At 64.7% G+C, this 26,629-nt stretch carries 25 protein-coding genes and 1 tRNA gene; 13 read left to right on the top strand and 13 right to left on the bottom strand.

From position 1 onward, the window contains the following. Positions 1 to 157 precede the first annotated feature (157 nt). Positions 158 to 2,605 carry a heavy metal translocating P-type ATPase gene (locus tag AB7008_RS00845; protein WP_041957233.1) on the bottom strand — a complete coding sequence of 816 codons (2,448 nt, stop codon included), beginning with the start codon at positions 2,603 to 2,605 and terminating at the stop codon, positions 158 to 160. A gap of 50 nt (positions 2,606 to 2,655) precedes the next feature. On the opposite strand from AB7008_RS00845, the gene AB7008_RS00840 reads away from it, so the two are divergent. Then, positions 2,656 to 2,931 carry a metal-sensitive transcriptional regulator gene (locus AB7008_RS00840; RefSeq protein WP_007598521.1) on the top strand — a complete coding sequence of 92 codons (276 nt, stop codon included), beginning with the start codon at positions 2,656 to 2,658 and terminating at the stop codon, positions 2,929 to 2,931. Between the two features lie 123 nt (positions 2,932 to 3,054). Here the strand turns inward: AB7008_RS00840 and AB7008_RS00835 are convergent, their stop codons facing one another. Beyond that, positions 3,055 to 4,026 carry a YiiX/YebB-like N1pC/P60 family cysteine hydrolase gene (locus tag AB7008_RS00835; RefSeq protein WP_441258281.1) on the bottom strand — a complete coding sequence of 324 codons (972 nt, stop codon included), beginning with the start codon at positions 4,024 to 4,026 and terminating at the stop codon, positions 3,055 to 3,057. Positions 4,027 to 4,218: 192 nt separating this feature from the next. Between AB7008_RS00835 and AB7008_RS00830 the strand changes: the two genes are divergently transcribed. Then, on the top strand, positions 4,219 to 5,607 hold the full coding sequence (locus AB7008_RS00830; protein ID WP_441258280.1) for a flavin monoamine oxidase family protein: 1,389 nt from the start codon (positions 4,219 to 4,221) through the stop codon (positions 5,605 to 5,607). 171 nt (positions 5,608 to 5,778) lie between these two features. On the opposite strand, the gene AB7008_RS00825 is transcribed toward AB7008_RS00830, so the two are convergent. Genes AB7008_RS00825 through pheS form a run of 3 tightly spaced genes read right to left on the bottom strand, consistent with a single transcriptional unit; the run spans position 5,779 to position 10,044 of the window. Further along, positions 5,779 to 6,549: a sulfite exporter TauE/SafE family protein gene (locus AB7008_RS00825; protein WP_441258279.1), complete on the bottom strand. Its 771-nt coding sequence runs from the start codon at positions 6,547 to 6,549 to the stop codon at positions 5,779 to 5,781. A gap of 7 nt (positions 6,550 to 6,556) precedes the next feature. Further along, entirely contained in the window at positions 6,557 to 8,965 is a 2,409-nt protein-coding gene (gene pheT, locus AB7008_RS00820) for a phenylalanine--tRNA ligase subunit beta (RefSeq protein WP_441258278.1), read from the bottom strand. Further along, the gene (gene pheS / locus AB7008_RS00815; RefSeq protein ID WP_038932708.1) at positions 8,962 to 10,044 is read right to left on the bottom strand and encodes a phenylalanine--tRNA ligase subunit alpha; all 1,083 of its coding nucleotides are present in this window, start codon (positions 10,042 to 10,044) and stop codon (positions 8,962 to 8,964) included. Before pheS ends, pheT begins: the two co-directional genes overlap by 4 nt. A gap of 136 nt (positions 10,045 to 10,180) precedes the next feature. Here pheS and AB7008_RS00810 point away from each other — a divergent pair, with 136 nt between their 5' ends. Next, the gene (locus tag AB7008_RS00810) at positions 10,181 to 10,588 is read left to right on the top strand and encodes a hypothetical protein (protein ID WP_028148823.1); all 408 of its coding nucleotides are present in this window, start codon (positions 10,181 to 10,183) and stop codon (positions 10,586 to 10,588) included. A 26-nt stretch (positions 10,589 to 10,614) separates the two neighbouring features. Here the strand turns inward: AB7008_RS00810 and rplT are convergent, their stop codons facing one another. Then, the gene (gene rplT / locus AB7008_RS00805) at positions 10,615 to 10,974 is read right to left on the bottom strand and encodes a 50S ribosomal protein L20 (protein WP_014490867.1); all 360 of its coding nucleotides are present in this window, start codon (positions 10,972 to 10,974) and stop codon (positions 10,615 to 10,617) included. 88 nt (positions 10,975 to 11,062) lie between these two features. Further along, positions 11,063 to 11,263: a 50S ribosomal protein L35 gene (gene rpmI / locus AB7008_RS00800; protein WP_008539890.1), complete on the bottom strand. Its 201-nt coding sequence runs from the start codon at positions 11,261 to 11,263 to the stop codon at positions 11,063 to 11,065. Positions 11,264 to 11,524: 261 nt separating this feature from the next. Between rpmI and AB7008_RS00795 the strand changes: the two genes are divergently transcribed. Continuing rightward, positions 11,525 to 11,929 (top strand): hypothetical protein, encoded by a 405-nt coding sequence (locus tag AB7008_RS00795; protein ID WP_441258277.1) that lies wholly within the window; start codon positions 11,525 to 11,527, stop codon positions 11,927 to 11,929. A 63-nt stretch (positions 11,930 to 11,992) separates the two neighbouring features. Here AB7008_RS00795 and infC read toward each other — a convergent pair whose 3' ends face one another. Then, the gene (gene infC, locus AB7008_RS00790) at positions 11,993 to 12,532 is read right to left on the bottom strand and encodes a translation initiation factor IF-3 (RefSeq protein ID WP_080583890.1); all 540 of its coding nucleotides are present in this window, start codon (positions 12,530 to 12,532) and stop codon (positions 11,993 to 11,995) included. Between the two features lie 248 nt (positions 12,533 to 12,780). On the opposite strand from infC, the gene AB7008_RS00785 reads away from it, so the two are divergent. Both AB7008_RS00785 and AB7008_RS00780 read left to right on the top strand, forming a co-directional pair. Next, entirely contained in the window at positions 12,781 to 13,569 is a 789-nt protein-coding gene (locus AB7008_RS00785; RefSeq protein ID WP_441258276.1) for an alpha/beta hydrolase, read from the top strand. 69 nt (positions 13,570 to 13,638) lie between these two features. Then, positions 13,639 to 14,106: a nuclear transport factor 2 family protein gene (locus AB7008_RS00780; RefSeq protein WP_441258275.1), complete on the top strand. Its 468-nt coding sequence runs from the start codon at positions 13,639 to 13,641 to the stop codon at positions 14,104 to 14,106. 147 nt (positions 14,107 to 14,253) lie between these two features. On the opposite strand, the gene AB7008_RS00775 is transcribed toward AB7008_RS00780, so the two are convergent. Next, positions 14,254 to 15,051 carry an acyl-CoA thioesterase domain-containing protein gene (locus tag AB7008_RS00775; protein WP_441258274.1) on the bottom strand — a complete coding sequence of 266 codons (798 nt, stop codon included), beginning with the start codon at positions 15,049 to 15,051 and terminating at the stop codon, positions 14,254 to 14,256. A 23-nt stretch (positions 15,052 to 15,074) separates the two neighbouring features. Here AB7008_RS00775 and AB7008_RS00770 point away from each other — a divergent pair, with 23 nt between their 5' ends. After that, positions 15,075 to 15,239, top strand: a complete 165-nt coding sequence (locus AB7008_RS00770; protein ID WP_441258273.1) for a hypothetical protein — start codon at positions 15,075 to 15,077, stop codon at positions 15,237 to 15,239. On the opposite strand, the gene queG is transcribed toward AB7008_RS00770, so the two are convergent. Then, positions 15,236 to 16,411: a tRNA epoxyqueuosine(34) reductase QueG gene (gene queG, locus AB7008_RS00765; RefSeq protein WP_441258272.1), complete on the bottom strand. Its 1,176-nt coding sequence runs from the start codon at positions 16,409 to 16,411 to the stop codon at positions 15,236 to 15,238. The genes AB7008_RS00770 and queG overlap by 4 nt on opposite strands. After that, positions 16,360 to 17,052, bottom strand: coding sequence for a glutathione S-transferase family protein (locus AB7008_RS00760; protein WP_028155477.1), 693 nt, complete (start codon positions 17,050 to 17,052; stop codon positions 16,360 to 16,362). The genes queG and AB7008_RS00760 overlap by 52 nt, the downstream gene beginning before the upstream one ends. Before the next feature lie 169 nt (positions 17,053 to 17,221). Between AB7008_RS00760 and AB7008_RS00755 the strand changes: the two genes are divergently transcribed. The 3 genes from AB7008_RS00755 to AB7008_RS00745 all read left to right on the top strand — a co-directional run bounded on the left by AB7008_RS00755 (position 17,222) and on the right by AB7008_RS00745 (position 20,293). Further along, positions 17,222 to 18,028, top strand: a complete 807-nt coding sequence (locus AB7008_RS00755) for an undecaprenyl-diphosphate phosphatase (RefSeq protein WP_028155476.1) — start codon at positions 17,222 to 17,224, stop codon at positions 18,026 to 18,028. A gap of 195 nt (positions 18,029 to 18,223) precedes the next feature. Beyond that, on the top strand, positions 18,224 to 19,549 hold the full coding sequence (locus AB7008_RS00750) for an FAD-binding oxidoreductase (protein ID WP_441258271.1): 1,326 nt from the start codon (positions 18,224 to 18,226) through the stop codon (positions 19,547 to 19,549). Between the two features lie 3 nt (positions 19,550 to 19,552). Continuing rightward, complete coding sequence (locus tag AB7008_RS00745; protein ID WP_441258270.1) at positions 19,553 to 20,293, top strand: SDR family oxidoreductase; 741 nt, start codon at positions 19,553 to 19,555, stop codon at positions 20,291 to 20,293. Positions 20,294 to 20,473: 180 nt separating this feature from the next. Here AB7008_RS00745 and AB7008_RS00740 read toward each other — a convergent pair whose 3' ends face one another. Then, a complete protein-coding gene (locus tag AB7008_RS00740; protein ID WP_441258269.1) occupies positions 20,474 to 21,439 on the bottom strand; it encodes a complex I NDUFA9 subunit family protein in 966 nt (321 codons plus the stop codon). A gap of 163 nt (positions 21,440 to 21,602) precedes the next feature. Between AB7008_RS00740 and AB7008_RS00735 the strand changes: the two genes are divergently transcribed. From AB7008_RS00735 to AB7008_RS00725, 3 genes are all read left to right on the top strand, one after another. Continuing rightward, positions 21,603 to 21,689, top strand: a tRNA-Leu gene (locus AB7008_RS00735). A gap of 408 nt (positions 21,690 to 22,097) precedes the next feature. Then, the gene (locus tag AB7008_RS00730; protein WP_441261170.1) at positions 22,098 to 24,854 is read left to right on the top strand and encodes a cation-translocating P-type ATPase; all 2,757 of its coding nucleotides are present in this window, start codon (positions 22,098 to 22,100) and stop codon (positions 24,852 to 24,854) included. A 140-nt stretch (positions 24,855 to 24,994) separates the two neighbouring features. Next, positions 24,995 to 25,831 carry a universal stress protein gene (locus AB7008_RS00725; RefSeq protein WP_441258268.1) on the top strand — a complete coding sequence of 279 codons (837 nt, stop codon included), beginning with the start codon at positions 24,995 to 24,997 and terminating at the stop codon, positions 25,829 to 25,831. Positions 25,832 to 26,091: 260 nt separating this feature from the next. On the opposite strand, the gene AB7008_RS00720 is transcribed toward AB7008_RS00725, so the two are convergent. Next, positions 26,092 to 26,274, bottom strand: a complete 183-nt coding sequence (locus tag AB7008_RS00720; RefSeq protein ID WP_441258267.1) for a hypothetical protein — start codon at positions 26,272 to 26,274, stop codon at positions 26,092 to 26,094. Positions 26,275 to 26,629: the final 355 nt, after the last annotated feature.

The following is a 26,629-nucleotide window of genomic DNA, read 5'->3' as shown; positions in this document are numbered from 1 at the left end:
TCGCCCCGCTTGCGGGGAGAGGTCGGAATTCAAGCGTAGCTTGAATTCCGGGTGAGGGGGACTCTCCACGAGTCCAATTGTCACCGTGGTCGCGGAAGCAGCCCTTCACCCCGACCCTCTCCCCGTAAGAACGGGGCGACGGAGCGCACCGTCATCCTCACAGCCGGGTCCCGCGCAGCCGCAGCGCATTCCCGACAACGCTCACCGAGGACAACGCCATCGCCGCCGCGGCGATGATCGGGGACAGCAGGATGCCGAACGCCGGATAGAGGATGCCGGCCGCGATCGGAATGCCGGCGGCGTTGTAGATGAAGGCGAAGAACAGGTTTTGCCGGATGTTGCTCATGGTCGCCTGTGACAGTCTTCGCGCACGCACGATGCCGGTGAGATCACCGCCCAGCAGGGTGACGCCGGCGCTCTCCATCGCAACGTCCGTGCCGGTGCCCATGGCGATGCCGACCTCGGCGGCCGCCAATGCGGGCGCGTCGTTGACGCCGTCGCCCGCCATCGCAACGCTGCGCCCGGCCTTTTGCAGCTTCGTCACCACCGCGCTCTTCTGGTCCGGCAGAACCTCGGCCTCGACCTCGGCGATACCGAGCCGGCGCGCCACCGCTTCCGCCGTCGTGCGATTATCGCCGGTCAGCATGATGACCTTGATGCCTTCATCGGCCAGCGCCCTCAGCGCTTCCGGGGTCGAGGCCTTGACCGGATCGGCGATCGCGAACAGGCCGGCCAGCTTGCCGTCGACGGCCATGTTGATCACGGTGGCGCCGTCCTGGCGCATCCGCTCGGCCTCGGCATCGAGCGCCCTGGTGTCGATGCCGATCGACCCCAGATATTTCGCGTTGCCGAGCACGATGCTCTTGCCGTCGATTTTTCCGGTCGCGCCCTTGCCCGTCGGCGAGTCGAACTGTTCGACCTGAGCGAGGGTGAGTTGCTTCTCCTTCGCGGCGCGCACGATGGCGTCGGCGAGGGGATGCTCGCTGGCGCGCTCGACGCTGGCGGCAATGCGGAGGATGTCGTCCTCCGCAAATTCGGCAGCCGGAACGATTGCGACCACCTTCGGCTTGCCCTCGGTCAGCGTGCCGGTCTTGTCGACCACCAGCGTGTCGATCTTCTCCATCCGCTCCAGCGCCTCGGCGTTCTTGATCAGCACGCCCGCCTGCGCGCCGCGGCCGACGCCGACCATGATCGACATCGGGGTCGCCAGGCCGAGCGCGCAGGGGCAGGCGATGATCAGCACGCTGACGGCAGCAACGAGCCCGAACGCCAGCCGCGGCTCCGGTCCGAACCAGGCCCAGGCGGCAAAGGCGGCGATGGCGACGACGATCACGGTCGGTACGAACCAGCCCGCGACCTGGTCGGCCAGCCGCTGGATCGGCGCGCGCGAGCGCTGCGCGTCCGCTACCATCTGCACGATCTGCGACAGCAGTGTCTCGCGCCCGACCTTGTCGGCGCGCATGATGAAACCGCCCGACTGGTTGAGCGTGCCGGCGATGACTTTTGCGCCCGGCTCCTTGGTGACCGGCATGGATTCGCCAGTGACGAGGGATTCGTCGAGCGCGGAACGTCCCTCGAGGATGATTCCGTCGACCGGCACCTTCTCGCCGGGACGGACACGCAAATGGTCGCCGGCGTGGAGCTGCTCGATTTCGACCTCATGCTCGCCGCCATCGGCATCGACGCGGCGCGCGGTCTTCGGCGCAAGCTGCAACAGCGCCTTGATAGCGCCCGACGTCGCGTCGCGGGCGCGCAGCTCCAGCACCTGCCCGAGCAGCACCAGCACGGTGATCACAGCGGCGGGCTCGAAATAGACGGCAACGGCGCCATCATGACCGCGGAAGGTCGCCGGGAAGATCTGCGGCACGACGGTCGCGACGACGCTGTAGACATAGGCGACGCCCGTGCCCATCGCGATCAGCGTGAACATGTTGAGGTTGCGGGTGACCAGAGACTGCCAGCCGCGGACGAAGAACGGCCAGCCGGCCCACAGCACGACGGGCGTGGCGAAGGCGAGCTGGATCCAGTTTGACAGCACCGGATCGATCCAGTCGTGAGGGCCGGCGAGATGGCCGCCCATCTCCAGCACCACCGCCGGCAGCGCCAGCGCGCCACCGATCCAGAACCGCCGCGTCATGTCGGCAAGCTCGGGATTCGGGCCGGTCTCCAGGCTCGCGACCTCCGGCTCCAGCGCCATGCCGCAGATCGGGCAGCTGCCGGGTCCGACCTGGCGGATCTCCGGATGCATCGGGCAGGTGTAGATCGTGCCTGCGGGCATCTCGGGTTCGGGCGCCTTCTCTCTGGCGAGATACTTTGCGGGATCGGCGGCGAATTTGGTGCGGCAGCCGGCCGAGCAGAAATGGAAGGTCTCGCCGTGATGTGTGTGGTGATGCTTCGAGGTCGCGGGATCGACCGTCATGCCGCAGACGGGATCGAGGACCTTGGTCGCGGCGGCGCCATGGTCATGCGCGTGATGATGGGCATGATCGCCGTGCCCGCCGCAGCAGGAGGAAGGCTTGTCGACTGGCGGAGCAGCCTTGGCGGAACAGCCGCATCCGGAAGATGTTTCCGACGTGTGATGGTGCCCGTGTTCGGCGTCGTTCATTGCCATGCTCCGGCCTTGCAACATATACCCTAGGGGGGTATATAGAACGCATGCGCAAGGACATCAAGGCATCCGTCGGAAAACGTCTTGGCCGGATCGAGGGTCAGGTTCGCGGCCTCTCGAAGATGGTCGAGGAGGACCGCTACTGCATCGACATCGTGACGCAGATCTCGGCCGTGCGTGCCGCGCTGCGCCGGGTCGAGGAAGAGGTTCTGAAAGATCACGTCGCCCATTGCGTCGAGCACGCGATCGCGAGCGGCGACAAGGCCGATCAGCGCGAGAAGATCGCGGAGCTCATGGCGGTGATCGGGCGGGCGGAACGGTAGGCTCTCACCATCGTCATTGCAGGGAGCCATCCGGCCCGCCGGAGGCGGGACCGGGTGGCTCGCAATGACGGTGGAAAGAGCGGTGCAACGTCTCTCCCCGCGTTCGCGGGGACGACAGCGGGGCTACGCCGCTATCTCCTGCGCCCGTCCCCGCGCGCGGTACATCGCCAGTTCGTTCAGCAGCACAAAATGCTCGGAGCAGTTGGCGCCCATCTCGGCAGGCTGCGCGCTCACTTCTTCAGCCGGAACTTCAGCCGGCGCTTCTTCGTCAACCGTCTCAGGAACGAGCGGCGGCGCACGGAGCGTTTCTGGAAACACACTGAATGTGCCCGCTACCTCCTCGAGCGGCTTCTGCTTGTCGGCCCAGTGCAGCGCGGTGTAGTCGAAGCCGTGCACGATGGTGGGTTTGACGACTTCGAAATAGGGCGAGATGTCGAAGTCGCGGGGCATGTAGAGCGAGGAATCGCGGATGTGCAGGATCTCGCGGCGGGCAGCGCGGCTGCCGGCCTTGGTGATCTTCGGCAGGATCGGATAGCGCACGGCATCGAACGCCTGCGCGATCAGCGCCGAGCAGATGATCTTTGTCGGATCGCCCGATCCGATCGCGATCATGCGCCGTCGCCAGCGTTGCGGGATCGGCAGCGGGAACAGGAAGCGCATCAGGTCGATGATGTTCTTGGTGTCGTAGCCGAAGCCGATGCGGTTGATCGCGTAGCGGCAGACCGTGGTGCGGTCCTCATAGGACAGCCCGACAGGGCGGCAGACGCGGGTGTGATACGGGAAATATTTCGACAGCGGCGCCGAGGTGACGCCCTCGCCGATATTGGCCTCGATCAGCACATGCGGCTCGCCGTTGGGCTCCGTGGCGCCCTCGACCGGACCGACATAGAGCGCGGCATGGGACCAGGTCGACTGCGTCAGATACTTGATGATGCCGGAGATGCGGTTGTTGCCCTCGACCAGCAGCACGTCGCCAGGCTCGATGACGCCGCGCAGGTGCTCCGGGTCGCTCGGCGTGAACGGCTCGTAGCCCGGCACCTCCTTCGAGAGATACGCGGCAATCAGCTTGCCGACTGAGTCCAGAACCGTCCCCATTTCAAACTCCCCCCACAGCCTTTTCCGGCCGTCTTTTTCCCTTCTCTATCATGGTCGAAACGTGTTGCAATTCGGTTCATCACTCTGTGAGATCAAGCACGATTGATTCACCATGATGGTTGCCGTGAAACACCAGATGCAGCAAGGTTCGCGGGCTGTTCCCGTTCGCCGCAAGTTCCCGGAAACCATGACATGACAATCACGCGCCGCAGCTTCCTATCGGCGTCGGCGGCTCTTGCCGCGATGCCGGTCCTGCGCGCGACTGCCGCACCCCTTCCGCGCGAGGCCGACATCGTCGTGATCGGTGCGGGAGCGGCCGGAATTGCCGCGGCGCGGCGCATCATGGCGGCCAATCGCAAGGTCGTGGTCGTGGAAGCCGCATCCCAGATCGGGGGCCGCTGTATCACGGACAGCACGACCTTCGACGTGCCGTTCGATCGCGGCGCGCGCTGGATGCACAATCCCGAGACCAATTCGATGATCCGGCTGGCGCGCAGTGCCGGGCTCGATGTCCTGCCGGCACCGACTGGCCAGAAGATGCGTATCGGCCGCCGCAATGCGCGTGCGGGCGAGACCGAGCAATTCCTGGCGGCGCTGGTGCGCGCCAACCGCGCCATCGACGAGGCCGGGCGCGGCAAGCTCGATACGGCCTGCGCCTCGGTGCTGCCGAAGGATCTCGGCGACTGGGCCGGGGCGGCCGAATTCGTGCTCGGTGCGAGCTTTGCGGGCAAAGACCTCAAGGATCTGTCGGCGATCGACAAGGCGCGCGCGCAGGACCGCAACGCCGCGATCGCCTGCCGCCAGGGCCTGGGGACCCTGATCACCAGGCTCGGCGAACAGGCGCCGGTGGCACTGTCGACGCCGGTGAGCAGGATTGCCTGGAGCAATCGCGATGTCAGCGTGGAGACGCCATCCGGCAGGATCGCCGCACGCGCCGCCGTCGTCACGGTCTCGACCAATGTGCTGACGTCGGGCGCGATCAAGTTCGGGCCTGATATTCCCAAGCGCACGCTCGATGCCGCGTCGAAGCTCACGCTCGGCAGCTACGATCGCATCGTGCTGCAACTGCCGGGTAATCCGCTGGGGCTCTCGCGCGACGACATCCTCATCGAGCAGAGCAATTCGACGCGCACGGCGCTGATGCTCGCCAATATCGGCGGCTCCTCACTGTGTTCGATCGATGTCGGCGGCTCGTTCGGCCGCGATCTCTCCGAGCAGGGCGAGAAGGCGATGGTCGCCTTCGCCAGGGAATGGATCACGAAGCTGTTCGGCAGCGAGGCTGCGGCCGCCGTGCAGAAGACTACCGCGACGCGCTGGAACGCCTCGCCTTTCGTGATGGGCGCGATGTCGGCATCCTCGCCCGGCGGGCAGCTCTCGCGAAAAATCCTGACCGAGCCGATCGGCAACATGTTTCTCGCCGGCGAAGCCACGCACGAGACGCTGTGGGGCACCGTCGATGGCGCCTGGGAAAGCGGCGAGCGCGCGGCGGATGCGGCCTTGCGCAAGATCGGCGCGCTCAAGGACGAGTCGGCCGACGTGCCGACGCAGTCGATGAAGAAGCGCCGCGCGCCGCGGCAGTAGGGTAGTTGAGCCTCTACAATCTCCGCAGTCGTCCCGGACAAGCGAAGCGCAGATCCGGGACCCATAACCACAGGAAGTGGTTTGGCGAAGACTCGTGGTGACCAGCTCGCCCTACAACTTCTCCCTGGGGCTATGGGTCCCCGCGTTCGCGGGGACGACCCGTGGAGGGAGCTATCGCAAAATCCCATCCAGCGCCGGTAGCCCGAAGACAACCGCCAGTGCAATCAGACCGTAGCAAATCGCGCGAAACGCTTTTTCGCTGGCGCGGCCGAACAGCGACGCACCGAACGCGACGCCTATCGCATAGACCGGGCCGACGATCAGCGACAGCACCAGCGACTCGCGTGAGATCAGTCCGGTCGCCGCGTAGCTGACCATCGAGAAGAAATCCGACGCGCCGAAGAACAGCAGGATATTGGCGCGCGCGACGATCGGCGCGATGGGGCGGCCGAGCCAGTAGCCGACGATCGGCGGGCCGCCGGTCTGCGCCAGTCCGCTACAGAAGCCCGAGAGGCCGCCGATGCCGACCGAGAGCCAGGCGTGGTCCTTGCCGCGATAGCGCCAGCCGGACAGCAGCAGCAGCAGCAGCGCAGCGACGAAGCAGGAGATGATCCAGCGCGTGGTGACGGGCTCCAGCACGCTGAGGAAATAAGTGCCGACCGGCACGCCGACCAGCGCGCCCAGCACGATCACCGCGGTGGCCTTGCGGTCGGCCTTGCGCCAGGCGTCGGGCAGCAGCGGCGCGGCCGCGACGAAATCGATCACGAGGAGCAGGGCGGCAACGAGACGTGGTGCCGCGATGCTGCTCGCCAGCGGCATGAAGATCAGCGCCGAGCCGAAGCCGGAGAAGCCGCGCGCGGTACCTGAAACGAAAGCGACGGCGCAGAGCGCCATCGCAATGGTGAGGCTGACGTCCTTCGGAAGAAAATCCGCAAGGGTCATGCAAGGGTCATCCGCGCAGGACGCCGCCGGTCTTCTTCGTGACCTCGGCCACGACCTTTGCCGCAACGGCCTCGATCTCCTGATCGGTCAGCGTCTTCTCGCGCGGCTGGATCGTCACGGCGATCGCGATCGACTTCTTGCCGTCATCGATGCCTTTGCCCTCGTAGACGTCGAAGACATTCACGCCGGTGATCAGCTTCTTGTCGACGCCTTGGGCGGCGCGAACGATGTCGCCGGCCTTGATGGTGCGGTCGACAATGAAAGCGAAGTCGCGCGACACAGGCTGGAAGGCCGACAGTTCGATCACGGGCTTGGCGCGGGTCGGCTTCTTCTTCGCCTCGGGGATGCGGTCGAGAATCACCTCGAACACCATCAACGGGCCGTCGGCGCCGAGCGTCTCGAGCGCGCGCGGATGCATCTCGCCGAAATAGCCGAGCACGTTCTGCGGGCCGATCTGGATCGTGCCGGAACGACCCGGATGCAGCCAGGCTGGCCCGCCCGCGACGATCTGCAGCGCCTGCATCGGTGCGCCGGCAGCGGCAAGCACCGCGAGCGCGTCGGCCTTGGCGTCGAACAATTCGGCCTGCGCCGAACCCGACCAGTGCCGCCCCAGGCCTTCGGACGAAGCAAAGCCGCGGCGCACGCCGCTGGCCGCCATGAACTGATCCTGCGGGCGGTCGCCCTTGAACACCTGGCCGACCTCGAATAGCGCGACATCGCCGAAGCCGCGATCGGCATTGGCCTGCGCCGCCGCGATCAGGCCCGCCAACAGCGTTGGCCGCATGTCGGACAGATCCGAGGCGATCGGGTTGGCGACTTCGAGCTCGCGCTGGCCGCCGCCGAACAGGGTTGCCGCAGACTTCGTGATGAAGGACCAGGTCACCGCTTCGATGATGCCGCGGCTCGCCAGTGCACGCCTGGCGCGGCGGGTGCGGAGCTGCAGCGGCGTCAGCACCGGCTTGCGCGCGTCCTCGCCGCGCTCGAACGGCGTCATCGGCACCTTGTCGACGCCGTAGATGCGCACGATCTCCTCGACGATGTCGGCCTTGCCATGCACATCGGTGCGCCACGAGGGCACCGCGACCTTCACCACCGGACCCGGGCCGGCCATCATGAAGCCGAGATGGGTCAGGATGCGTTTCATCTCCGGCTGCGGCACCTCGATGCCGGAGAGCCGCTTGACCTCGGTGACCGGAAAATCGATCACGCGATCGTCGCCGAAGGCCTTGCCGACGACGACGTTCTCCGACGGCGCGCCGCCGCACATCTCCATCACCAGCTTGGTGGCGAGCTCAAGTCCCGGCACCATGAAGGCCGGATCGACGCCGCGTTCGAATCGGTAGCGCGCGTCCGAATTGATGCCGAGCTTGCGGCCGGTCTGGGCGATGTTGATCTCGTTCCACAGCGCCGATTCGATCAGCACGTCGGTGGTATTCTCGTCGCAGCCCGAGGCTTCGCCGCCCATGATGCCGGCGAGCGATTCGACGCCGTGCTCGTCCGCGATCACGCAGATGCCGGGATCGAGATTGTAGGTGCGGCCGTCGAGCGCGAGCAGCGTCTCGCCATCGCGGGCGCGGCGCACGACGAGATTGCCCTTCACCTTCTTGGCGTCGAACACGTGCAGCGGGCGGGCGCGGTCGTAGGTCATGAAGTTGGTGATGTCGACCAGCGCATTGATCGGACGCAGCCCGATCGCGGTCAGCCGCTTCTGCAGCCATTCCGGCGAGGGCCCGTTCTTCACCCCGCGCACCAGGCGCAGCGCGAAGCCCGGACACAGCGTGGCGTCCTCGACCGTGACCTTCACGGGGCACGGGAATTCACCCTTGATCGGCTTGATGGTCGGGTCCTTGAACTTGCCCATGTCGGCGGCGGCGAGATCGCGCGCGATGCCGTGCACGCCGGTGCAGTCCTGCCGGTTCGGCGTCAGATTGATCTCGACCACGGGATCGCCGAGGCCCGCCCATGCGGCGTAAGCCGCGCCGATCGGCGCATCCGCCGGCAGCTCCATGATGCCGTCATGGTCGTTGGAGATCTGGAGCTCGGCCGCCGAGCACAGCATGCCGCGGCTCTCGACGCCGCGGATGGTGCCGACACCGAGCGTGATGTCCTTGCCGGGAATGTAGGTCCCCGGCGGCGAGAACACGCTGACCAGGCCCGTGCGCGCATTCGGCGCGCCGCACACGACCTGCACCGGTGCGCCACCATCGCCGGTGTCGACCATGCAGACGCGCAGGCGATCCGCATTCGGATGCTGCTCGGCCGAGATCACCTTCGCGATGGTGAAGGGCTTCAGCGCCTTCGCCTTGTCCTCGATGTTCTCGACCTCGAGCCCGATCATGGTGAGCTTGTCGGCGAGCTTTTCCAGGGGCTCGTCGGTGTCGAGATGATCCTTCAGCCAGGAGAGGGTGAATTTCACGAGCTCAGTCCTCCCGCAAGCGTCGGCACTTCGAGCGGCTTGAAGCCGTAATGGGACAGCCAGCGGACGTCGCTGTCGAACAGCTGGCGCAGATCGGCGATGCCGTATTTCAGCATGGCGATGCGGTCGATCCCCATACCCCAGGCAAAGCCCTGGTACTCGTCGGGATCGATGCCGCAGGCGCGCAGCACGTTCGGATGCACCATGCCGCAGCCGAGAATCTCGAGCCAGTCCTCGCCCTCGCCGAAGCGGATCTCGCCCTTGTCGCGGCGGCACTGGATGTCGACTTCAAGCGACGGCTCGGTGAACGGGAAGAACGACGGCCGGAAGCGCATGTTGATGTGGTCGACCTCGAAGAACGCCTTGCAGAACTCGTGCAGGATCCATTTGAGGTGGCCGAGATGCGAGTGCTTGTCGATGACGAGGCCTTCGACCTGGTGGAATTGCGGCGTGTGGGTCGCGTCCGAATCGATGCGGTAGGTGCGGCCCGGGCAGATCACGCGGATCGGCGGCTTCTGGCTCAGCATGGTGCGCACCTGCACCGGCGAGGTGTGGGTTCGCAGCAGCATGCGCGAGCCGTCCTCCTTCGGATGGAAGAAGAAGGTGTCGTGCATCTCGCGGGCGGGATGGCCTTCCGGGAAATTCAGCTTGGTGAAGTTGTAGTCGTCGGTCTCGATGTCGGGGCCTTCCGCGACCGAGAATCCCATGTCGGCGAAGATCGTCGTCAACTCGTCCCAGACCTGGCTCAGCGGATGGATGCGGCCGGCTTCAGTCGGCGCATCGCGCAGCGGAAGGGTGACGTCGATGGTCTCGGATGCGAGCCGCGCGTCGAGCGCCGCCGACTTCAGCACGTCGCGCCGCGCGGCGAGGGCCTGGGTGACCTCGTCCTTGGCCTGGTTGATCGCGGCTCCTTGCGTCTTGCGCTCGTCCGGCGACATCTTGCCGAGCGTTGCAAGCAAGGCCGAGATCGAGCCCTTCTTGCCGAGAGAGGCAACGCGGACGGCTTCGAGGGCGGCTTCGTCCCCGGCAGCACTGATCTGCGCGAGGATGGATTGGACGAGACTGGCGAGGTCGGACACGGTCGGATCCTTTCAAAACGCTGCCGGTTGTGGCCGCAGCCGGGCCGGAACGTCAAGCCGTATAGCCGTCGTAAATGCAGGGCATTTGAACCCTATAGGCATGGCTGGCACCAACCTGAAGTCGAGGGAGAAGACGATGCGTTTACGATCCTGGGTGGTCGGCTTGAGCTTGGTTCTTTTGGGGAGCGCGGCTCACGCCGCGGAGGAATGTCCGGCCAAATCGACGTCGATGGATGACATCATCGCGGTCCTGAACGCGGCGCCGAGCTGCGACCGAGCCATGACGCTGTTCGATGCTTGCGCGTACGGCGCCAGCGGCGACGTGCAATTCGGCGAAGCGGTCGAGAAGAAGTGCGAGGCCGATTTTGTCGGCCGGCTGAGAACGCCGCAGAAGCTCAGCTATCAGCGCGAGTTGCGGGTCTGCGACCGGAAGTACCGGAACAAGTCCGGCACCATGTATATCTCGGCCACGGCCTTTTGCCGGGCGGAGGTCGCCCAGCGTTACTCGCGACGTGCGCTGAAGGCCGGCGGAGCCGGCCGTTAGTGCTGGGCTTGCTCTGAAGCAGCCTCTTAGGCGGCCAGCGCCGCCTTGGCCTTCTCGGCGATCGCCTGGAACGACGCGGGCTCGTGGATCGCGAGATCCGACAGCACCTTGCGGTCCACGGTGATGCCCGACTTGGCGAGACCGTCGATAAATCGGCTGTAGGTCAGGCCGAACGGACGCACGGCGGCGTTGAGACGCTGGATCCAGAGCGCGCGGAAAGTCCGCTTCTTGCGCTTGCGATCACGGAACGCGTACTGCTGGGCCTTTTCCACGGCCGGCTTGGCGGCGCGGATGGTGTTCTTGCGGCGGCCATAGAAACCCTTGGCGGCCTTGTAGACTTTCTTGTGCTTGGCGTGGGCGGTCACACCGCGTTTGACGCGAGACATGACAAAATCCTTCAGAGATGACTTGGTTTTCGGATCGCCGCGCGAGCGCGGCGGAGGTGGCAATGATCTTCGACGATCGTGGACGCGATCAGGCGTTCGGCAAGAAGTACTTCTTGACGTTGTCGCCGTCGGTCTTGAACAGCACGCGAGTGCCGCGCAGCTGACGGATCTGCTTCTTCGTCCGCTTGATCATGCCGTGACGCTTGCCGCGCTGGGCGTGCATCACTTTGCCGGTAGCAGTCACCTTGAAGCGCTTTTTAGCGCCCGATTTGGTCTTCAGCTTGGGCATTTGGCTCTCCTAATGGCCACAGAAATCCGCCCGCGAAGGCGGCTGGCCGTCAAAAATGCTCGTTAGAGCGTTGATTGTGCTCAGGTTTTACGAAACCCGCACGGACACCGCCACGGCAGCCCTTAATCAGCCGGGCGATGAAGGCTGGGCTTATGACAGAGGACAAGCCAAATGGCAACGCTGAACCGCCGAAACCTGCCCGGCGACTATTCGGAGTTACCACCCATATGTCCAAGCCGTGTCGCCTGGAGCAGGACCAAAATGGCCCATTTTCCCCGATCGCTTTCGTCTTTAACCGACCTCGCCCGCCCGCGCCGCCTGGCGCTGCTTGCCGCGCTCGCTATGACCGCGCTGCCCTCGACCGCCGACGCCCGCATCGGCGGCTATGACGGCATCTGGAACGTCACTTTCGCCACCACGCGAGGCAATTGCAGCTCCGGTTACAGCGTCCCCTTCACCGTCACCGGCGGCCGGGTGTCGTCCGCCGGCGGCGGCCGGGTCTCCGGCACGGTTCGTCGCGGCGGCGCCGTCGCGGTCCAGGTCTCGGTCGGAGCGTCCCACGCCAGTGGAGGTGGCCGGCTCGGCGGGATGTTCGGTACAGGCTCCTGGAACGGCATCATTTCCGGCGACCGCTGCAGCGGCACCTGGCATGCGACCCGGTCCTGATACAGAAACGGCCCGCCGGAAATCCGGACGGGCCGTTGAACTCTCAGTCCTGAAAAGCGGACGTCAGCGCGGCGCCAGCACCATGACGACCTGACGGCCCTCGAACCTGGCGTCCTGCTCGACCTTGGCGAGCTCGGCGACGTCGCTCTTGATCTTGTCCAGAAGCTTGGTGCCGATCTCCTGATGCGCCATTTCGCGGCCGCGATAGCGCAGCGTGATCTTGACCTTGTCGCCCTCTTCGAAGAACCGCTGCATCGCGCGCATCTTCACGTCGTAATCGTGATCGTCGATCATCGGGCGGAGCTTGATCTCCTTGATCTCGACGATCTTCTGCCGCTTGCGGGCTTCGGCGGCCTTTTTCTGGGCGGAATATTTGTACTTCCCGTAGTCCATGATCTTGCAGACGGGAGGGCTGACATTCGGCGAAATCTCGACCAGATCCATGCCAGCTTCCTGGGCCATGCGGATGGCCATGACGGTTTCGACCGTGCCCTTGTTTTCACCGGTCTGATCGATCAGCTGGATTTGCGCATTGCGAATATCATCATTGATGCGCGGCCCGTCTTTGCTGGCAACGGGCGGGGCTTTATTGGGACGGCGAATGGGTGGTTCTCCAAAATTGTGAAAGAGGCGGCTAGTCTGAAGGAAGATGCGTTTGCGGGCAAGCAAGTCGCGTGCGGGAAGCGTAAAAGCCTCAAATGCGAGGCATTTTGGTCACGCCCATGGGCACGCAGCAGGACATAGACACCTTGCTTCTGTTCCGCAAGCGTCCCAAAGGGCAATAGCGATGCTGGGCTGGGCCTCGGAACGCATCCAGACAGTTCAAACCGAACAACCAGAGTAAACGTTCCATGAGCAATGCAATTCCCGAAGCCGTGCTCGGCTTCATCGATGTGGGCGAGGGCCCGTCCGCACGCAGGATCGCGGTGCGCAGCCGCGCTGGTCGAGGACCCGGACTGGTCTGGTTCGGCGGGTTCAAGTCGGACATGCAGGGCGGCAAGGCCGTGGCGCTGGATGCCTGGGCCGCGGACCATGGCCGCGCCGTGGTCCGGTTCGACTACTCCGGCCATGGTGAATCCGGCGGCGATTTCGCCGATGGAACCATCGGAAGCTGGCTCGAGGACAGCGTGGCGGTGTTCGAGCGGTTCTGCGACGGCCCGCAGGTTCTGATCGGTTCCTCCATGGGCGGCTGGATGGCGCTGCTGCTCGCGCGCGAGATCAGGAAGCGGGCCAGTAAAGCGTCGCTTGCGGGCCTGGTGCTGATCGCGCCGGCGCCCGACTTCACCGAGGAGCTGATGTGGAAGAATTTTTCGGCCGCGGTGAAGAAGGAAATCGAGACCAACGGCTTCTGGCTTCGGCCGTCGGACTATGGCGATGGCTCGCCCTATCCGATCACGCGGAATCTGATCGAGGAGGGACGCAATCATTTGGTGCTCGGCAGCGCCATCGATCTCGGCTGTCCCGTCCGCATCCTCCAGGGCGCGCAGGATCCGGATGTGCCCTGGCAGCACGCCTTCGCGCTGACGCATCGCCTGCCGGCCGACGACGTGGTGCTGACCATGATCCAGGATGGCGATCACCGCCTCTCTCGTCCGCAGGACATCGCCCGCATTCTTGCCGCGGTGGCCGAGATCGGGTGAGACTGCCGCCCAACGTTCGGTGTCATCGCCCGACTTGATCGGGCGACAGCGAGACAGGGAGAAATGCCAATGACCGCCACTGCCATGCTGCGCACCTTTTGCGACGCCGTCGAACAGCGTAACGGAAAAGCCTTCGCGGATCTCTTCACCGAGGACGGCGTCTATCACGACGTCTTCTACGGCGCCTTCGAAGGCCGCTCCAAGATCGCAGCGATGGTCGACGACTGGTTCTATCGCACGGCGACGGATTTCCGCTGGGACATGCATGATCCCGTCACCGACGGCACCACGCTCTATGCGCGCTATACTTTCAGCTATCGCTCGACCTTGCCCGAAGCGAACGGTGCGCGGGCGATGTTCGAGGGCGTCGCGATCATGACGCTGCGCGACGGCAGGATCGTGAGCTATCACGAGGTCGCCAACACCGCGCCGGCGTTCGTCGATCTGAAGTTTGCGCCGGAACGGATTGCGAAAATCGTCGGCAAGCAGGGCGCCGAGCTGAAAGCGCGGCCGGAGATGAAGCGGCATCTGGCGTAGGCGCGCGCCCTCTCTCCTCTCGTCATTCCGGGGCGTGCCACTTGGCGCGAGCTATGGTGCGCAATTGCGCACCTGAGAATCCATACTCCCGATCGTGGTTATGAATTCCGGGCTCGCGCTACGCGCGCCCCGGAATGACAGTAACGACTACCGCTTCGACGGATTCGCCATCGGCTTGCGCTGTGCCAGTGCTGCGACCGTGGCGGTGCCGATCGGGCCCTGCTCGTCGTAGAGCCAGCATTCGCCGATCGCGACACCATCGGTCGCCTGGTGATTGACCACGTCGAAGCCGATCCAGTTCGTCACCGGCAGGCGGTGCAGATAGATCGTCACGTCGCTGTTGATGTAGCCGAGCCCCTTGTCGCCGGCGTTGGCAAAGGGGCTGGCGAAATCGGCGCCGACGGCGACATGCACGAACGGCGTCATCGGCACGCCGGCCACGAGCTCGCGCACCTCGCTCATCCAGAGCCGGCGCGGACCGAGCGAGCCCATATGGCCGACGATCGGCCGCGTCGTCCACTTGCCGTTCATGCCGAGCCTAGGATCGGTGGGCTTGGGAATGTCGTCCGGCTTCGGCACGTCCCAGTTCGGCGGCGACCAGACGTTGCCTTCCGGATTCTGCGTTTTGCGCAGCAACTGGCACGAGGCACGCGCCATGCTGACGCCGCCGGAGACAAATTCGGCCTCGACCACGCGAATGCGCAGTCCGTCGCGCACCGGCCGCGTCGTCACCTCGATCGGCTTGTCGATGGTCGGCAGCCGAAACATGTCGACCGTGAGCCGTGCAGGGACGAATTCAGGGCCGGAATGGCGCTCCTCGATGGCGAAGCCGAGCAGTCCGACGATGACGCGTCCGTGCAGCGATTTCGGATCCCAGGGACCGTTGGCCACTTCCGTCGGATGGAATGTATCGCCGTCGCGGGTGAAGAAAGGCATGTTTGTCATGACGCGCGACTTTGAGGAAACGCGTGAGGAAATCAAGGGGCGGCGAGACGCGCGCGACGAGCAACAACGCCGCTGTCATCGCCCGGCTTGACCGGGCGATCCAGTACTCCGAGGCAGTCGTGATTGAACCGATGGGCCGCGGCGTACTGGATGCCCCGGTCAAGCCGGGGCATGACACCGAGAACTAGGAAGCGGCTTGCCACTCCTCACGCACGCTGTCGTCGTGCTCGTTGCTCGCCGCGGCAGACCTCATCGCCTCAAACTCTCCGCGCGACACCAGCTGCTCCAGCGCCCACACCGCAGCGCCACGCACCAAAGCGCTCTCATCGCCCAGCAATCGCCGCGCTTCTTCCGCCAGCATCGCCTCACCGGAGTTACCGATCGCGATCAGCACGTTCCGCAAAAAACGGTCGCGGCCGATGCGCTTCACCGGCGACTTCGTGAACAGCGCGCGAAACGATGCATCGTCGAGCCGTGCGAGTTCGGCGAGCGACGGCGCGCGCAATTCGTCGCGCGCGGCGAGCTTTGCCTCGCGCCCCTCCTGCGCGAACTTGTTCCAGGGACAGGCCGCTAGGCAATCGTCGCAACCATAGATGCGGTTGCCGATGGCCTTGCGAAACTCGCGCGGAATCGGTCCCTTGTTCTCGATGGTCAGATACGAGATGCAGCGCCGCGCATCGAGCTTGTAGGGCGCCGGAAACGCCGACGTCGGGCAGATGTCGAGGCACGCCTGGCACGAGCCGCAATGATCGATCTCGGCGTCGTCGCGCGGCAGCTCGAGCGTGGTGTAGATCGCGCCGAGGAATAGCCAGGAGCCGAACTCGCGCGAGACGAGATTGGTGTGCTTGCCCTGCCAGCCGAGATGCGCGGCTTGCGCCAACGGCTTCTCCATCACCGCCGCGGTGTCGACGAACACCTTGACGTCCGACGGCGCGGTCGCGACCAGCCAGCGCGCCAGCGCCTTCAGGCGCTTCTTGATGAGATCGTGATAGTCGTCGCCCTGGGCATAGACCGAGATCGCGGCGCGCGTGCGCTGCTGCAGGATCGCGAGCGGATCCTGGTCGGGCCCGTAATTGACGCCGAGCATGATGACGCTGCGCACGTCCTGCCACAGCCCGCGCGGATCGACGCGGCGCTCGGGGTGTGCTGCAAGCCAGTCCATGTCGCCATGGCCGCCCGAGGCGATGAATTCGAGAAAATGCTTTCCGGCGTTTTCGATCGTGCCGGGTGCGGTGATGCCGATGCAGTCGAAGCCGAGCGCGCGTGCCTCGTTTGCAAGCGCGGCCTTCAGTTCGGTCGGATCCGAGTTCAGAAGTCGAGGTCCACGTAGGTCCGCGATGCCGGCACGCCCGCCAGCCATTCGCTCAGCAGCGGACGGAACGACGGGCGGGATTTCACCCGCGCGTACCACGCCTTTGCTGCGTCGTCCTCGCTCCATGGCACGTCGCCCAGATAGTCGATCGCCGAGAGATGCGCCGCGGCGGCGAGGTCCGCGTAGGTGAGCCGGTCGCCGGCGAGGAAGTTCCGCGTCTGCGCCAGCCAGCCGATATAGGCCAGATGATAGCGCACGTTGGCCTTGGCGGCTCGCATCACGTCGGCCGAGGGCGCGCCGCCGCCGTCCTCCTCGCTCATGAAGCGCTTGTAGATGCGCTCGGTGACCAGAGGATGCGAGACCTCCTCGAAGAATTTCTCGTTGAACCAGGCCATCAACCGGCGCACCTCGATGCGCTCGGCGACCGTTTCCGGCATCAGGCGCTTCGGTCCCATGTCGGCGCCATAGGCCTCGTCGACATATTCGGCGATGATCGCGGCGCCCGGTATGGGCGATTGTTCCTTGTCCACCAGGACGGGCGTGGTGCCGGCCGCATTGAGCAGCAGAAATGCCTCGCGCCGCTCCCAGCTGCGCTCTTCGACCAGCCGCAATTCGAGCCCGTATTCTCCCGCGATCAGGCGGATGAAACGCGAATGCGGGCAGAACGGATGATGAAACAGCGTAAACATGAAGCCTTTGACTATTTGATGGTGATTAAGAATCCATCAATGTTTGTGCGGCGCCACACTAGTCCTTCAAAACCGCGAGGCAAGGGCGTGACGTCGCATTTTGCGATTGCGAGAGCAGGACGAATAGGCGAGAAGAGCCCCGCTTTTCCAGCGGAAATGGACCGTAAATATGTCAGACGCAATACGGGCAGTGATCCTCGGCATCATCGAGGGCGTGACCGAGTTCCTTCCCGTGTCCTCGACCGGCCACCTTCTGCTCGCGGAGCGCTTCTTCCATCTCGGCGAAGGCGCCTTCTGGGATTCGTTTACCGTTCTGATCCAGCTCGGTGCGATCCTTGCGATCGTCGTGCTGTACTTCAAGAAATTGTGGGACGTCGCGATCGGCATGTTCACCGGGGACGCCTATGCGCGCCGCTTCGTGATCGGCGTGCTGGTGGCGTTCCTGCCCGCGGTCATCGTCGGTCTCGTCGCCGGTAAATACATCAAGAGCCTGCTGTTCAATCCGTGGGTCGTGTGCTTCTCGCTGATCGTCGGCGGCGCCATCCTGCTGTGGGTCGATCGGCTCAATCTCAAGGCCCGCGAGCATGACGCCACCCGCTTTCCGCTGCTGATGTATCTCTATATTGGTATTGCGCAGTGCATCGCGATGATCCCGGGCGTGTCGCGCTCCGGCGCCAGCATCGTCGCCGCGATGTTTCTGGGCGCCGACAAGCGCGCGGCGGCCGAGTTCTCGTTCTTCCTCGCCATCCCCACCATGATCGGCGCGTTCGCCTACGATTTCTACAAGAACCGCTCCGAGATGACGATGGACCACATGGGCGTCGTCGCGATCGGCTTCGTGGTGTCGTTCATCACCGCGATCATCGTGGTGAAGACGTTCTTGAGCTACGTCACCCGCCACGGCTTCGTGTTGTTTGCCTGGTGGCGCGTGATCGTCGGCACGCTCGGCCTGATCGCGCTGGCGCTCGGCCATTAACTTTATGCCCCGTAGCCCGGATGGAGCGCAGCGTAATCCGGGATCGTGCCACAAGCGCTGACGGCCCCGGATTATGCTACGCTCCATCCGGGCTACGCCGCCCGGTTAGACCGGCGCTCTCAACGTAAAATAAGCTTTTGATCGGTAGGCAGTTTCCAGAGCAGGGCGGCGCGCGCCCGGCACAGGAGCTGAGCCATGACCCTCGTCAGCGGCTGGGGGCGTTTCCCGGTCGTCGATAGCGAGCTGCTGCGGCCGCGGTCGTTCGAGGCCGTGGGTGAAGCCGTGGTGACGGGCGCCGTGGCCAGGGGCAATGGCCGCGCCTATGGCGATGCCGCGATCGGCGCCATCAGAACCATCGCGATGACGGGGTTCGACCGGGTCAGGTCGTTCGATCCCGTGACCGGGCGCATCCGGCTCGAAGCTGGCGTGCTGCTGTCGGACCTGATCGACACCTTTGGCCCGCGCGGTTTCCTGCCCTTCGTCGTGCCCGGCACGCGCTTCGTCTCGGTCGGCGGCGCCATTGCCGCCGACGTCCACGGCAAGAACCATCATTGCGAGGGCGGTTTCGGCCGCTATGTCGACAGCATCCTGCTGCGCACCGGGCAGGGCGAGACCATCGAGGCCTCGCGCGAACAGAATTCCGATGCCTTCTTCGCAACCGTCGGCGGCATGGGCCTCACCGGGGTGATCCTCGAGGCGACGATGCGGCTGCGGCCGGTCGAAACAGGGTGGATCCGCGAGCGGGTGATCTCCGCATCCGATCTCGACGCCGCGATGCGCGCGCTCGATGCGGGCGATTCCGCGACCTATTCGGTGGCCTGGATCGATTGTGCCGCGCGCGGCGGCGATCTCGGCCGCTCGCTGATCTATCTCGGCGAGCACGCAAGGGCAGACGAGCTCGCCGACGGCGCCGGTGCATTTCCCGCCGGCAAAAATCCCGGCCTCGCGGTGCCCGTCGACCTGCCGTCGATGACGCTGAACCGCTACAGCATCCGCGCCTTCAACGAGCTCTACTACCGCATGGGCGCGCGGCGCGCCGGCGGCAGCCATGTGGTCTCGCTCTATCCTTATTTCTTCCCGCTCGACACCGTCGCCGACTGGAACCGCATCTACGGCCGGCGCGGCTTCCTCCAGCATCAATGCGTGATCCCGGAGCTGGGCGCCCGCGCCGTGCTCGGCGAGATCCTCGATCGCGTCGCCCGGCGCGGCGATGCTTCCTTCCTCGCGGTGCTCAAGAAACTCGGCCAGGGCGACGGCATCCTGTCGTTCCCGCTGCCCGGCTACACGCTGGCGCTGGATTTCCCGGTGAAGGGCGACATCCTGAATTTCCTCGACGAGATCGACCGCCTGGTCGTCGCCGCCGGCGGCCGGCTTTATCTGGCCAAGGATGCCCGCCAGTCGCGCGCCACGTTCGAAGCCGGCTATCCGGCCTTGCGGCGCTTCAACGCGATCCGCAAAGCGCTCGATCCCGCCGGGACCATCCGCTCAAAACTTTCACAACGCCTGTTCGATGAGGTTTAAGCCGTGACGTCACGCAAGACCGCAATTGTGCTCGGTGGCTCCTCCGATATCGGCCGCGCCGCCGCGCGCGCCTTTGCCAAGGCCGGATACGATGTCGCCCTCGCAGGCCGTGACGTCGCCGCACTGGAGCCTGACGCCGCCGATCTGCGCGCGCGCTACAATGTCGAGGTTGGGTTCTACAAATTCGATGTGCTCGATACAGCTTCGTTCGAGGGCTTTGTGAGCGGCCTTGCTGCGTTGCCTGATGTCGTCATCTCGATCGTCGGCCTACTGGGCGCGCAGCAAAATGCCGAGAGCGATCTCGCGCACGCCACCACGATCATGCGCTCGAATTACGAGGGCCCCTCGCTGATTCTCGGCCTGTTCGCGGAGAAATTCTTGGCACGCGGCAGTGGTACGCTCGTCGGCGTCTCGTCCGTCGCCGGCGATCGCGGCCGCGCCTCCAATTATGTCTACGGCTCGGCCAAGGCAGGCTTCTCCGCCTTCCTGTCGGGCCTGCGCGCCCGCGCCAGCCGCGGCGGCGTTCACGTCGTCACGGTGAAGCCCGGCTTCGTCCGCACCAAGATGACGGAGGGCATGAAGCTGATCGGCCCGCTCACCGTCGAGGCGCCGGTCGTCGGCGATGCGATCCTCGATGCCGTCGAGAAGAAGACCGACGTCGTCTATGTCAGCGGCAAATGGCGTCTCGTGATGCTGATCATCAAGACGCTGCCGGAAGCGATTTTCAAGAAGCTGAAGTTTTGAGGCTTGAAGGAATTGCACTGCGGCCGCAGCGGCGGTGCGCTCCCTCGCCCCGTTCTTACGGGGAGAGGGTTGGGGTAAGGGGCCTCTCTCCCCACGCGAGATCGTCGAGAGACCTGTACCCCTCACCCGATCGCTTCGTGATCGACCTCTCCCCGCAAGCGGGGCGAGGTGAAGAAAAACCTACGCGCTCTTGCGCTGGAACTGTCCGGCGGCGCGGAAACGCCAGAGATATTGCGGGGCGATCGCCTCCAGCGAATCGGCTGCTATGCCGAGCCCTTCCAGCGTCAGCCCTGCCGCCTTCGCCGCATCCGACACGACATTGTCGCGCGCGAGCAGCGTGACCTGGTCCGGCGTCAGCTTCAGCGCGCCGGGCGCGAATTGCAGGAAATTGGCCTGGAAACGGGCAAGGGAGAACGACAGCGGCACCAGCATGGGCTTGCGGTCGGCGATTGCGACGATGGCCTCGATGATCTCGCGCATGGTCAGCACTTCCGGCCCGCCGAGTTCGTAGGTCGCGCCCGCCTTGGCCTTGCCGTCGACGGCATCCGCGATCGCGGTGGCGACGTCGCCGACATAGACCGGCTGCATTCTGGTCTCGCCGCCGATCAGCGGCAGCACCGGCAACATCCGCGCCAGCGCGGCAAAGCGGTTGGTGAACTGGTCCTCGGGGCCGAACATCACGGAGGGACGGAAGATGGTGGCCGAGGGCACTGCGGCCAGCACCGCGGCTTCGCCGGCTGCCTTGGCCCTGGCATAGCGCGAGGGCGATTCCGCATCGGCGCCGATCGCGGAGACATGCACCAGGCGCGCACCGGCGGCGGCGGCCGCCTTGGCGACGGTCTCGGCGCCCCTGGCCTGGACGGCGTCGAAGCTCTGCGCGCCGCCCTCGGTGAGGATGCCGACCAGATTGATCACGACATGCGAATCACGCAGCGCCGCCTCCACCGAGGCCGGATAGCGCAGATTCGCCTGCACGGTGTGGACCTGCCCGACCTTGCCGGAGGGCTGGAGATACCCGGCCAGTTCCGGCCGGCGCACCGCGACCCGGACCCGGTAGTCCTGCCGGCACAGCGCGCGGACGACATTCCGGCCCAAAAACCCCGATCCGCCGAAAACCGTGACGAGAGTTTCCAGATTCGATGCCATGGGATCCATTCCTGGGGTCCATTCCTGCGGAAAGAGTGCGTGTTATCAGGCTTGTATCGGGCCGGTTTGCGATGCGCAATCCGCATCCCCGCGCAGGTGCCAAGCAGCATTTGACAACCGCGTCACCGAACCGTAGTAACCGCCTCCGTGCCCCTAACGGCATGCCCAGGTGGTGGAATTGGTAGACGCGCTGGCTTCAGGTGCCAGTGGCTTAACGGCCGTGAAGGTTCGAGTCCTTTCCTGGGCACCACCCCCAACCCAAGTGGTTGAAATCGCTCAATAGCAGGGAATTTGAGCCGCTGACCGGTACACAAGACCGGGACACAGCCCACGTGAACTACCGAATGGCCTACATCTCCCTCGACACGGATTCCTCGAACTACAACTTCAGGATCCGGACACCGTCCGACGTCTCCGCATCCGGTCTGCGCCAGAAGTGGTCCAATTGGTGAGTTTGGCCTGTGGCCGGAGCCGACGTGCTGCACTCAGGCGGACATACCCGTTGGCAACGAGAGATTTTGATTTGGCGCAAAACCGATAGCGAAAATCCGATCAAGTAAGCTCTACGGCCACCTGTTCGCGAACAGAGGCTGGCACGCTCAAGGTGGCCATCGCCAGACTGGTCGCCGGGCGCGGTTGGCCGGAGAAGAGATTGATCATGCGGGACAAAACTGCCCCCGCCCAAAGCCGTGACGGAGATCTCACAACCGGGGCGGAATGGCACGCGTTCTCCTGGGAACAAGTGGTCAAGGCCCTGGAAGCCTCGACGGAAGCGGGCCTGAATGCGGCCGAGGCAGCGCGGCGGCTCACAACGTCGGGAGAAAACCGCCTGAGCGAGGCGCCGCCCCGTTCGCCGCTTGCGGTGCTGCTAGTCCAGTTCAAGAACGTGCTCATCCTGGTCCTGGCGGCGGCCGCGGTCATCGCTGGGGTGGCGGGTGATCTCAAGAATGCCACCGTCATCCTCACCGTGATTATCCTCAATGCTGCGCTTGGCTTCTATCAGGAGTATCGGGCCGAGCGCAGCTTGCTGGCGCTCCGCCGCATGCTGCCCCGGAAAGCGCGCGTGCGCCGCGACGGAGCCGTGCAGGAGATACCCGCGCAGGCCGTGGTCCCCGGTGATATCCTCCTGGTCGAGGCCGGGGATAAGGTCGCCGCGGACGGGCGGGTGACCCTCTCTGCTGGACTCCAGGTGGACGAATCCGGACTCACCGGCGAATCCCAGCCTGTCACCAAGGAGGATAACGTCTGCTTGCCGGTGGGCACGCCGCTGGCCGACCAGCGCAACATGGTTTTCATGAACACTGTCGCGACCCGCGGGCGCGCCGAGATTGCGGTGACGGCGACGGGCATGGCAACCGCGATAGGACGCCTGTCGCATGAGTTGGCGGAGGCCCGGGAGCCGCGAAGCCCACTCCAGCAGCAGCTGGATGCCGCGGGCAAGCGCCTCGGCCTCATTGCGCTTGCGCTAGTGGCCGTCCTGCTCACGCTCGCTCTCGCCCGCGGCGAAGCGCCGCTCCACGTCCTGATGGAGTCGATCTCGCTTGCCGTGGCGGCCGTCCCAGAGGGCTTGCCGGCGGTGGTCACGATCACGCTGGCCCTTGGCATGCGGAGGATGGCTCAGCGGCATGCCCTGGTGAAGCGCCTGGCCAGTGTCGAGACTCTCGGATGTGCGACTGTGATCTGCTCGGACAAGACCGGGACGTTGACAGTCAACCAGATGACCGTGCGGGCGTTCACGTTCGGGCGTGACCGTTTCTCCGTGTCGGGCGAAGGCTATGGCCTGGAGGGCCAGATCGCCCAGACATCGGGCGGAACGCCGCCTGACCTGGCGCCCCTGCTAGTGCCGGCCGTGCTCTGCAACGACAGCGCGCTCAAGGACGGGGAGCTGATTGGAGACCCGACCGAGGGCGCCCTTGTCGTGTTAGCCGGCAAGACCGGCCTTGATGTGGAGGAGATCCGCCGCCGACACCCCCGGATCGCGGAGTTGCCCTTCGACTCGATGCACAAGTTCATGGCGACGGCTCACCGGCAACAGAACGGCATCTGGATTTACGTGAAGGGGGCCCCGGATGTTCTCTTGGCGCGCTGCGTTCAGTTCCTGGAGAATGGCGGGACCGTGCCGCTCGGCGATGTGGAGCGGCTTTGGCTCCTCGGGGAGTACCAAGCCTTGGCCGGCCAAGGGCTGCGCGGTCTCCTGATCGCGGATGCGATCATCCCTGAAACCGGTTTCCATCCTGGTCGGCTCGCCGTGCCGGAGATCCGCGACCTGCGGGTGCTCGGGCTTGTCGGCATCGTGGACCCGCCCCGGCCGGAGGCGCGCGAAGCTATCGCGGCCTGCCGCCAGGCGGGCGTTGGCGTTAAGATGATCACCGGCGATCACCCCGACACGGCCTCTGCTATCGCCAGTGATCTCGGCCTGGAGGGCAGCGCACTTACGGGTGCGGAGCTTGAAGGACTGACGCAGGAGGACCTGAGCCGACGGATCGATGGCATTGCGGTGTTCGCCCGCGTCGCACCGGAGCACAAGGTCAGGATCGTCCGGGCCCTGAAGGCCCAGGGGCATGTGGTCGCCATGACCGGCGACGGTGTCAACGATGCGCCGGCGCTTAAGAGCGCAGACATCGGAGTCGTGATGGGCCGGACCGGAACCGAGGTGGCCAAGGAGGCGGCCACCATGGTGTTGACGAACGATAACTTCGCCACGATCACGGCGGCCATCCGGGAGGGGCGAGCGCTCTACGACAACATCGTCAAGTTCGTCCGCTTCCAGCTCTCGACCACCATCGCGGCGATCATGACGGTGTTCACGGCGCCGCTGCTCGGCTTTCCCGATCCGTTGACGCCGATTCAGATCCTATGGGTGGCGATGATCATGGATGGACCGCCGGCCGTAGCGCTCGCGCTCGATTCAGCGCGTCCGGGCCTCATGCATGAGCCGCCCCGCCGTCCCGACGCGCAGATCCTGTCGGCCCCTCGTCTAGGCAAGATCCTGGCATTCGGGACCACAATGACGGTGGGAACGCTGGTTCTGCTCTGGTACGGGCTGCAACACCATCCGCGCGAGTACGCCCTCACGCTGGCGTTCACCACGTTCGTCCTGTTCCAGGTGTTCAACGTGTTCAACGCCCGCGCGGAGCGGGGCACGAGCTTCAACAAGAGGTTCTTCCACAACTGGATGCTCTGGCTGTCTCTTGCCGTTGTGGTTCTGTTGCAGGGATTGGCCATCTACTGGGGGCCGGCCTCGGCGCTGTTCGGCACCGTTCCTCTATCGTGGCCAGATCTCGGAATCGCGTTCATCATGGCGGCGAGCGTGCTGTTTCTGGAAGAGGGACGCAAACTGGCTGTGAACCTATGGGAAGTGGCGGCTGCGCGCGCGTCCTTCGGGTTAAAGAAGCGGATCGGCGCGGACATTTAGGGCTAGGCCGGGTTGCGCGAAACTCAGCTCTTTACCGGTGTCCGTTTGCTGTGAAAGCTGATGGCGCTGATCTGAGTTAGATCAAACTGTCCGAACTTTCCGCCGGGTACCTTCAAAAAATGCATTTTCCGGAGATGCCGATGGCCATCAGAGACATTTTGCTCACCCTTACCAGCTATCCGGACCCGACGCCGGTTTCAGTGATTGATCGGGCCGTATCGCTAACCTCGCTTTTTGGCGCACACATAGCGGCGATCTCATGCGAGGCTCATGTACAGGTTCCCGGCAGCTTGCTGTCCGGCGCTGGCAATCTCGGCGCCATCGTGGCCAGCGAGGCTCACAAGAGCAGAAGGAACGCACAGGACCTGCTGGCGGCGTTTGAGGCGGCCGCTCAGAAATTCGGCGTGCAGCGCGAGATCATTCTTGAGCGTTGCCTGACATTCGAAGTGCCGGAGCTGTTGGCGGAATATGCGCGGCTACGTGACCTAACGATCGTGCCGGTGCCGGAATCTTATGATCAATGGCATGCCGAAGCCATCGTCTTTGGGTCGGGGCGGCCGACCCTTGCCCTCCCTGAAACTCCAGCCTCCAAGCCGGTCGAACTGAACAGAGTTATCGTTGCCTGGGACTTCAGCCGCGCGGCCGCGCGCGCTGTCTCCGATGGCATTCCGATTCTAGAGAAGGCGCGAGAAGTGTACGTTCTCACGGTGACCAACGAGAAAGTGATTCCAGGCAAGCGATCGTCATCCGAACTGGCCAAGAACCTGTCGCGGCATGGAATCGATGTGATCGTCGAGGAGGTGGATGCCGCCGGACGGGCCATCGGCGACGTTCTTGCAGCGCAGATCGAGTCCCGCAGAGCGGATCTCCTCGTCATGGGCGCCTATGGCCATTCGCGCTTACGTGAGTTCATATTGGGAGGCGCAACCCGAAGCATCCTGACGAAGCCGCCGATTCCAGTGCTGTTTTCTCATTGAACGGCAGGAGGCCGACAGCTTCGCAAAGTAGGTCGCAAGCGCCGCGTTTTGCTCCGGCCTTAAGCCAGTGTCGCCTAGTTGCCCTGGGCCGACGTCGACAGCTCTGTGTTGGTCCGTCTTACCCCAAAATCGGACATACGAGCGGATGCGCCTAACGGTGCGATCGCGATGACCAGACCGGGACCAGGAATGGTTAATCGCCGCGCAGTCGGTATTGCGAGCGGTACACGTAACCGGTACACAAGTGTTCGCCGGTTAGCTCAAAAGACCAGCAATATCTGCGTATTTTGGCGGTGGCGATCCAGTCCTTTCCTGGGCACCAGCTTTTTCTGGATATCCAGCATTTCCAGATAGATAAATCGCATCCTTGTGTTGCGTGCCCCTTCGCTGTGCAACGAAGGGCTGTGGCCCCCCGATGCGCCGAATGGCTCTCTGTCGGTCATTCCTGCAGCGCATTCCGGCCGGATTGCCGCCGCCTGCCATCACGGACCTGACGCGGACTTCGGATTCATCCTTGTCATTCGCGCCGAGAGATGCGCCCCGTGCGCGGCACGCGCAATTGTACCGGGGCCGAGGCTCGTGCCCCGATGCCAGTGATTCTCAAATCACGCCCGGTAACAGGCGCTCACTTTGAGCGCCAACCGGCGAGGGGGCGCCCTTCGCATGGGACGACGTCTCGCCCAAAATGGCCTCTCGACTCAACGCGGATTTCGGCGATCGCTCACGATGTCGACGCGTCATTCGTATCGATCGCGAGTTCGTCACTCGCGACGCGTGTGACGTCACCTATCCGGCAAT

Source organism: Bradyrhizobium sp. 521_C7_N1_3 (genome assembly GCF_052075975.1).
In the GTDB taxonomy this organism is placed as follows: Bacteria; Pseudomonadota; Alphaproteobacteria; order Rhizobiales; family Xanthobacteraceae; genus Bradyrhizobium; species Bradyrhizobium japonicum.
The sequence above is the reverse complement of the archived record's forward strand: the minus strand, read 5'-3'. Positions and strand labels throughout refer to the sequence as shown.

What these genes read in the sequence shown, in the direction of transcription:
- AB7008_RS00795 (WP_441258277.1), top strand. Translation starts at nt 11,525, where the DNA reads ATGGCCCATTTTCCCCGATCGCTTTCGTCTTTAACCGACCTCGCCCGC.
- AB7008_RS00810 (WP_028148823.1), top strand. Translation starts at nt 10,181, where the DNA reads ATGCGTTTACGATCCTGGGTGGTCGGCTTGAGCTTGGTTCTTTTGGGG.
- AB7008_RS00750 (WP_441258271.1), top strand. Translation starts at nt 18,224, where the DNA reads ATGACCCTCGTCAGCGGCTGGGGGCGTTTCCCGGTCGTCGATAGCGAG.
- AB7008_RS00840 (WP_007598521.1), top strand. Translation starts at nt 2,656, where the DNA reads ATGCGCAAGGACATCAAGGCATCCGTCGGAAAACGTCTTGGCCGGATC.
- AB7008_RS00775 (WP_441258274.1), bottom strand. Translation starts at nt 15,051, where the DNA reads ATGACAAACATGCCTTTCTTCACCCGCGACGGCGATACATTCCATCCG.
- rpmI (WP_008539890.1), bottom strand. Translation starts at nt 11,263, where the DNA reads ATGCCCAAGCTGAAGACCAAATCGGGCGCTAAAAAGCGCTTCAAGGTG.
- AB7008_RS00730 (WP_441261170.1), top strand. Translation starts at nt 22,098, where the DNA reads ATGCGGGACAAAACTGCCCCCGCCCAAAGCCGTGACGGAGATCTCACA.
- AB7008_RS00780 (WP_441258275.1), top strand. Translation starts at nt 13,639, where the DNA reads ATGACCGCCACTGCCATGCTGCGCACCTTTTGCGACGCCGTCGAACAG.
- AB7008_RS00720 (WP_441258267.1), bottom strand. Translation starts at nt 26,274, where the DNA reads ATGACCGACAGAGAGCCATTCGGCGCATCGGGGGGCCACAGCCCTTCG.
- AB7008_RS00760 (WP_028155477.1), bottom strand. Translation starts at nt 17,052, where the DNA reads ATGTTTACGCTGTTTCATCATCCGTTCTGCCCGCATTCGCGTTTCATC.
- queG (WP_441258272.1), bottom strand. Translation starts at nt 16,411, where the DNA reads ATGGCTGGCGGGCGTGCCGGCATCGCGGACCTACGTGGACCTCGACTT.
- rplT (WP_014490867.1), bottom strand. Translation starts at nt 10,974, where the DNA reads ATGTCTCGCGTCAAACGCGGTGTGACCGCCCACGCCAAGCACAAGAAA.
- AB7008_RS00830 (WP_441258280.1), top strand. Translation starts at nt 4,219, where the DNA reads ATGACAATCACGCGCCGCAGCTTCCTATCGGCGTCGGCGGCTCTTGCC.
- AB7008_RS00725 (WP_441258268.1), top strand. Translation starts at nt 24,995, where the DNA reads ATGGCCATCAGAGACATTTTGCTCACCCTTACCAGCTATCCGGACCCG.
- AB7008_RS00755 (WP_028155476.1), top strand. Translation starts at nt 17,222, where the DNA reads ATGTCAGACGCAATACGGGCAGTGATCCTCGGCATCATCGAGGGCGTG.
- AB7008_RS00845 (WP_041957233.1), bottom strand. Translation starts at nt 2,605, where the DNA reads ATGAACGACGCCGAACACGGGCACCATCACACGTCGGAAACATCTTCC.
- AB7008_RS00835 (WP_441258281.1), bottom strand. Translation starts at nt 4,026, where the DNA reads ATGGGGACGGTTCTGGACTCAGTCGGCAAGCTGATTGCCGCGTATCTC.
- AB7008_RS00740 (WP_441258269.1), bottom strand. Translation starts at nt 21,439, where the DNA reads ATGGCATCGAATCTGGAAACTCTCGTCACGGTTTTCGGCGGATCGGGG.
- AB7008_RS00785 (WP_441258276.1), top strand. Translation starts at nt 12,781, where the DNA reads ATGAGCAATGCAATTCCCGAAGCCGTGCTCGGCTTCATCGATGTGGGC.
- AB7008_RS00825 (WP_441258279.1), bottom strand. Translation starts at nt 6,549, where the DNA reads ATGACCCTTGCGGATTTTCTTCCGAAGGACGTCAGCCTCACCATTGCG.